This is a genomic window from Pseudoalteromonas galatheae (genome assembly GCF_005886105.2).
Classification (GTDB): Bacteria; Pseudomonadota; Gammaproteobacteria; order Enterobacterales; family Alteromonadaceae; genus Pseudoalteromonas; species Pseudoalteromonas galatheae.
This window is the reverse complement of record NZ_PNCO02000001.1, coordinates 3,353,902-3,360,000: the sequence shown is the minus strand read 5'-3', so window position 1 is coordinate 3,360,000 and position 6,099 is coordinate 3,353,902. Positions and strand designations below refer to the sequence as shown.

Sequence of the window (6,099 nt, the reverse complement as noted above, 5' to 3'; positions counted from 1 at the left end):
CTCCAAGGCTAAATACTCCCAACTGACCGATAGTGAACCAGTACCGTGAGGGAAAGGCGAAAAGAACCCCTGTGAGGGGAGTGAAATAGAACCTGAAACCGTGTACGTACAAGCAGTAGGAGCCTACTTGTTGGGTGACTGCGTACCTTTTGTATAATGGGTCAGCGACTTATATTCTGTAGCGAGGTTAACCATTTAGGGGAGCCGTAGCGAAAGCGAGTCTTAACTGGGCGCTTAAGTTGCAGGGTATAGACCCGAAACCCGGTGATCTAGCCATGGGCAGGTTGAAGGTTGAGTAACATCAACTGGAGGACCGAACCCACTAACGTTGAAAAGTTAGGGGATGACCTGTGGCTAGGAGTGAAAGGCTAATCAAACCGGGAGATAGCTGGTTCTCCCCGAAATCTATTTAGGTAGAGCCTCGGACGAATACTTACGGGGGTAGAGCACTGTTAAGGCTAGGGGGTCATCCCGACTTACCAACCCTTTGCAAACTCCGAATACCGTAAAGTACTATCCGGGAGACACACGGCGGGTGCTAACGTCCGTCGTGGAGAGGGAAACAACCCAGACCGTCAGCTAAGGTCCCAAAGTGTATGTTAAGTGGGAAACGATGTGGGAAGGCTAAAACAGCTAGGAGGTTGGCTTAGAAGCAGCCACCCTTTAAAGAAAGCGTAATAGCTCACTAGTCGAGTCGGCCTGCGCGGAAGATGTAACGGGGCTAAACATACCACCGAAGCTACGGCTGCGTACGTAAGTATGCGGGGTAGGGGAGCGTTCTGTAAGTGGCTGAAGGTGTGCCGGGAGGCATGCTGGACATATCAGAAGTGCGAATGCTGACATGAGTAACGACAAGAGGAGTGAAAAACTCCTCCGCCGGAAGACCAAGGGTTCCTATCCCATGTTAATCAGGGTAGGGTGAGTCGACCCCTAAGGCGAGGCTGAAGAGCGTAGTCGATGGGAAACGGGTTAATATTCCCGTACTTGGTATGAATGCGATGGGGGGACGGAGCAGGCTAGGCAAGCATGGCGTTGGTTGTCCATGTGAAAGGCTGTAGGCTGGTGACTTAGGAAAATCCGGGTTGCTAAGGCTGAGAGTCGAGACGAGCCACTAAGGTGGTGAAGTTGTTGATGCCCTACTTCCAGGAAAAGCCTCTAAGCTTCAGTTCATACTGAATCGTACCCTAAACCGACACAGGTGGTCAGGTAGAGAATACTAAGGCGCTTGAGAGAACTCGGGTGAAGGAACTAGGCAAAATTGTACCGTAACTTCGGGAGAAGGTACGCTCTTGTTTGTGAAAGACTTGCTCTGTAAGCAAACGAGAGCCGCAGTGACCAGGTGGCTGGGACTGTTTATTAAAAACACAGCACTGTGCAAAATCGTAAGATGACGTATACGGTGTGACACCTGCCCGGTGCCGGAAGGTTAATTGATGGGGTTAGCTTAGGCGAAGCTCTTGATCGAAGCCCCGGTAAACGGCGGCCGTAACTATAACGGTCCTAAGGTAGCGAAATTCCTTGTCGGGTAAGTTCCGACCTGCACGAATGGTGTAACCATGGCCACGCTGTCTCCACCCGAGACTCAGTGAAATTGAAATCGCAGTGAAGATGCTGTGTACCCGCGGCTAGACGGAAAGACCCCGTGAACCTTTACTACAGCTTGGCACTGAACATTGACCCTACATGTGTAGGATAGGTGGGAGGCTTTGAAGCAGGAACGCTAGTTTCTGTGGAGCCGACCTTGAAATACCACCCTTGTAGTGTTGATGTTCTAACTTAGGCCCCTGAACCGGGGTTGAGGACAGTGCCTGGTGGGTAGTTTGACTGGGGCGGTCTCCTCCCAAAGAGTAACGGAGGAGCACGAAGGTTTGCTAAGTACGGTCGGACATCGTACGGTTAGTGTAATGGTAGAAGCAAGCTTAACTGCGAGACAGACACGTCGAGCAGGTACGAAAGTAGGTCATAGTGATCCGGTGGTTCTGAATGGAAGGGCCATCGCTCAACGGATAAAAGGTACTCCGGGGATAACAGGCTGATACCGCCCAAGAGTTCATATCGACGGCGGTGTTTGGCACCTCGATGTCGGCTCATCACATCCTGGGGCTGAAGTCGGTCCCAAGGGTATGGCTGTTCGCCATTTAAAGTGGTACGCGAGCTGGGTTTAGAACGTCGTGAGACAGTTCGGTCCCTATCTGCCGTGGGCGTTTGAGAATTGAGAGGGGCTGCTCCTAGTACGAGAGGACCGGAGTGGACGAACCGCTGGTGTTCGGGTTGTGATGCCAATTGCATTGCCCGGTAGCTACGTTCGGAACTGATAACCGCTGAAAGCATCTAAGCGGGAAGCAGGCCTCGAGATGAGTTCTCACTTTGACTTAGAGTCAACTGAAGGGCCGTTGAAGACTACAACGTTGATAGGCGAGATGTGGAAGTGCTGTGAGGCATTAAGCTAACTCGTACTAATTACCCGAGAGGCTTAACCATACAACGCCAAAGTGGTTTATAAGCGACAGAAGTTAATAGACTGAAGTAGACAGAAGAATTTAATAGCTTTTTCCAGATTTAAGAATTAAACAAGGTGACCAACCTCAGCGGTATCGCGAAATCGGTTCACCTTGCGCAAATGGAATGCTCGTGCGAGGCACGATGTCATTAGACATTTGCACCCAGATTTCCTGATGACCATAGCGTTTTGGAACCACCTGACCCCATGCCGAACTCAGAAGTGAAACAAAACAGCGTCGATGATAGTGTGGGCTTCCCATGTGAAAGTAGAACATCGTCAGGGCCAAATAAAAGAAACCCGTTGCAGCAATGCGACGGGTTTTTTGCTGTTTGGGGCATAGAAATTTGAGGTATAAAACCTCGCGAGGTGAACTCGCTCCTACCACCACATCAGCACAGAGCAGCGTGGTCGGAGGTGGTTTACCCGCCGAGCTGTTGGGCTTCCCAAACAAAGAGAGTAAAACATCCTAGTTCGTAGCGAGCCAGGGCCTTATTAAAGGTCGATTAACAGCATTCATCCTAAATATTTTATAAAGACACTTTACTTAGGACATTGAAAACTGTAAATGTTGGCGATCCCACTACCTTTTGTGTGAGATCTTCGTTATGATTTTGCTTTTGTTTCACAACTAATTACGAAATGTCGGAACTCTATCATTGGTTTGATCTCTTGGGGGTTATGGTTTTTGCGATCTCTGGAACCTTAATCGCGCATAGTAAACATATGGATGGCTTTGGTGTGATTGTCCTTGCGACTGTAACTGGTATCGGGGGGGGAACATTACGAGACTTGATTTTGGATCAACCTGTTTTTTGGCTTCATGATACTAGCTATATTTACGCTATTTTATTTGCTGTCGCTGTGAGTATATGGTGGTTAAATCGGCATCAAAATATTCCAAGAACTGTACTGCAGGTTGCTGATGCCATTGGACTTGCTTTTTTCGCCGTAATGGGTGTACAAAAGGCTTTAAGTATTGGAATGCCTGATACTACAGCTGTGATCATGGGTGTATTGACTGGGTGTTTTGGTGGGGTCATTAGAGACGTATTAGCCCGAGAGATCCCTCTTCTTCTAAAAGGAGAGTTATACGCGATCACCTGTATTTTTGGTGGGGTAGTCTATACTCAAGCAATTAAATTGGGCATGGCAACGGAATATGTAATGGTATTGTCTATGGCTGCAACCTTGTTATTGAGATTAGCGGCTATGCGATACCACTTGGTGTTACACGTATTTAAATATAAATATTAAGTAATTAGGAGACATGGATGTCTTTAGCAAGAGTTTTCACTCGGGCACAAGTTGGTATTACCGCACCTGAGGTAATTGTTGAGGTACACCTTAGCAACGGTTTACCTGCCTTTAGTATTGTTGGATTACCCGAAACCTCAGTTAAAGAAGCCAAAGAACGCGTCCGTAGTGCGCTTGTTAATGCTGGCTTTTTATTTCCAGAACAGCGTATCACAGTAAACTTAGCACCAGCAGATCTACCCAAAGAAGGGGGGCGCTTTGACTTTGCAATCGCACTAGGTGTTCTCGTTGCATCAGGACAGTTAGATAGCCATGCTATTGCTGATAAAGAATTTTATGGTGAGCTTGCGTTAAATGGTGAACTGAGGACGGTCACTGCCATTTTGCCATCTGTTATTGCAGCAGCGAAGATGGGGCGAACTGCTTACCTACCAATTAGTAACGATGCAGTTGCGAGCCTTGCCGCTGATGCCAATCGTGTTGCTATAAGCTGCTTACGTACAGCATGGTTAGGTTTAAGCGGCCAGCAATCACTTATGTTTAATCAACTCTACCCAGACGATTTAAATATACAAGCTTCAGGTGGGAGCTTGCTGGATATGGCTGAGGTGAAGGGACAAGAGGGGGCGAAGCGAGTACTAGAAATAGCTGCGGCAGGTGGACATAACGTTTTATTTCTGGGTCCTCCTGGCACTGGAAAATCGATGCTTGCTCAGCGCCTACCCACGATAATGCCATTAATGACGGATAATCAGGCGCTAGAAACAGCTTCTATCTATTCCATACTCGGAAAAACAATCAGTCAGTCGAACTGGAAAACAAGGCCTTTTAGAGCTCCACATCATACTTGCTCTGCGGTAGCCTTGGTTGGAGGCTCGTCGAACCCTAAGCCAGGTGAGATATCACTGTCAAATAATGGTGTTCTATTTTTGGACGAATTACCAGAGTTTGATAGGAAGGTGCTGGACTCATTACGTGAACCGATGGAAACGGGCATGGTAACGATTTCGCGCGCAGCTCGGCAAGTTGATTACCCTGCAAACTTTCAACTGATCGCAGCATTAAATCCCAGTCCTACAGGTTGTTACACTGATAAAAGAGCGTCTCCAGATCAAGTATTGCGCTATTTGGCTAAGATTTCAGGTCCATTTTTAGACCGAATAGATCTACAGGTAGAATTACCTCGTCTAAAAACAGAAGAGCTACAATCCCAGAGTGATGGAGAGTCTAGCGCGACAATAAGGGCTAGGGTGGAACAGGCCTATAAAGCAGCTTTGGTACGTCAGGGAAAATGTAACGATCAACTGAGTGTAAAAGAGCTAAATCATATCTGCTATCTTGCTGATGCTGAACGCTTATTTCTGGCAAAGGCTGCAGAAAAACTAAAGCTATCACCACGTTCATATCATCGAATAATCAAGGTTGCACGTACCATAGCGGATCTGAGCTCGACACCTAATATTAGCTTATCACATTTAAAGGAAGCGCTTAGTTATCGCGCGCTGGAGAGGTTATTAGCTCAGTTAACACAGTATTAGCTAACAGCATTTCAATAGATAGGGAGTGTATTATTGGTAAAGGTTAAGCCGACAACATATAGCCTTTACCACGAACAGTCACAATGCGTTTTTGCTCTTTTTCATCGCCGAGTTTTTTGCGTAGTCGGCCAACTAAGACATCAACCGTTCTGTCACTTGGGCTCCAATCAGGTTGCCCAATGTCTTCTGAAATACGCTCTCTGGATGTTGCCCTTCCTGCATTGGAAATAAGACAAATCAATACTTTATGCTCTGCTTCGGTAAGTCGAGATTCAATACCGTGTTGATTGATTAAGGTACGATTATCAGGATGTAGTTTAAAGTCAGCATATTCGATAAACTCTTCCGATTCATCGTCTTTATTACCAACTAAACGTTTGTATAAGGCACGCATACGCAGTTCAAGCTCAAGCGTATCAACAGGCTTACAGACGTAGTCATCAGCACCTTGCGCAAGGCCCGCTATTCTATCGGCCTGAGAGTCCCGGCTGGAAAGCATGATCACTCCGAGATCCGATAAGGTATTAATTTCTTTTGCGAGCTGTAGGCCATCAGTGGCGGGTAACACAACATCAACAATGGCAAGTACAAATGGGTTTTGGGTTTGAGATTGAATAAGCTCAAGTGCAGTAGCACCCGTATTGTCTACAGTGATACTAAACTCAGTATTTTCAAAGTGACTACACAGCCGCTTTGCTAAGAGTTCATCATCTTCAACTAATAAAACCTTTATGCTCATGTTTTCACTGTTAATTGTTGTTTAATTGTCGTTAATATAACACTCAGAGATCGCTGCTTGGAAGT

General features: G+C 46.8%; 3 protein-coding genes and 2 rRNA genes (1 of these 5 only partly in view). 4 read left to right on the top strand and 1 reads right to left on the bottom strand.

Going from position 1 to position 6,099, the window contains the following annotated elements; all coding sequences use genetic code 11:
* The 4 genes from CWC29_RS14920 to CWC29_RS14905 all read left to right on the top strand — a co-directional run.
* Positions 1–2,481 (top strand): 23S ribosomal RNA (locus CWC29_RS14920); it begins 404 nt to the left of the window's first position.
* 190 nt (positions 2,482–2,671) lie between these two features.
* Positions 2,672–2,785: ribosomal RNA gene (rrf, locus tag CWC29_RS14915) — 5S ribosomal RNA — on the top strand.
* 357 nt (positions 2,786–3,142) lie between these two features.
* The gene (locus CWC29_RS14910) at positions 3,143–3,757 is read left to right on the top strand and encodes a trimeric intracellular cation channel family protein (RefSeq protein WP_128727552.1); all 615 of its coding nucleotides are present in this window, start codon (positions 3,143–3,145) and stop codon (positions 3,755–3,757) included.
* A 17-nt stretch (positions 3,758–3,774) separates the two neighbouring features.
* Positions 3,775–5,295, top strand: coding sequence for a YifB family Mg chelatase-like AAA ATPase (locus CWC29_RS14905; protein ID WP_138521449.1), 1,521 nt, complete (start codon positions 3,775–3,777; stop codon positions 5,293–5,295).
* Between the two features lie 43 nt (positions 5,296–5,338).
* Here CWC29_RS14905 and CWC29_RS14900 read toward each other — a convergent pair whose 3' ends face one another.
* Positions 5,339–6,034, bottom strand: coding sequence for a response regulator transcription factor (locus CWC29_RS14900; protein WP_128727554.1), 696 nt, complete (start codon positions 6,032–6,034; stop codon positions 5,339–5,341).
* Positions 6,035–6,099: the final 65 nt, after the last annotated feature.

Excerpts from the sequence above, each read along its gene's own strand:
- CWC29_RS14905 (WP_138521449.1), top strand. The coding sequence starts at position 3,775 with ATGTCTTTAGCAAGAGTTTTCACTCGGGCACAAGTTGGTATTACCGCA.
- CWC29_RS14910 (WP_128727552.1), top strand. The coding sequence starts at position 3,143 with ATGTCGGAACTCTATCATTGGTTTGATCTCTTGGGGGTTATGGTTTTT.
- CWC29_RS14900 (WP_128727554.1), bottom strand. The coding sequence starts at position 6,034 with ATGAGCATAAAGGTTTTATTAGTTGAAGATGATGAACTCTTAGCAAAG.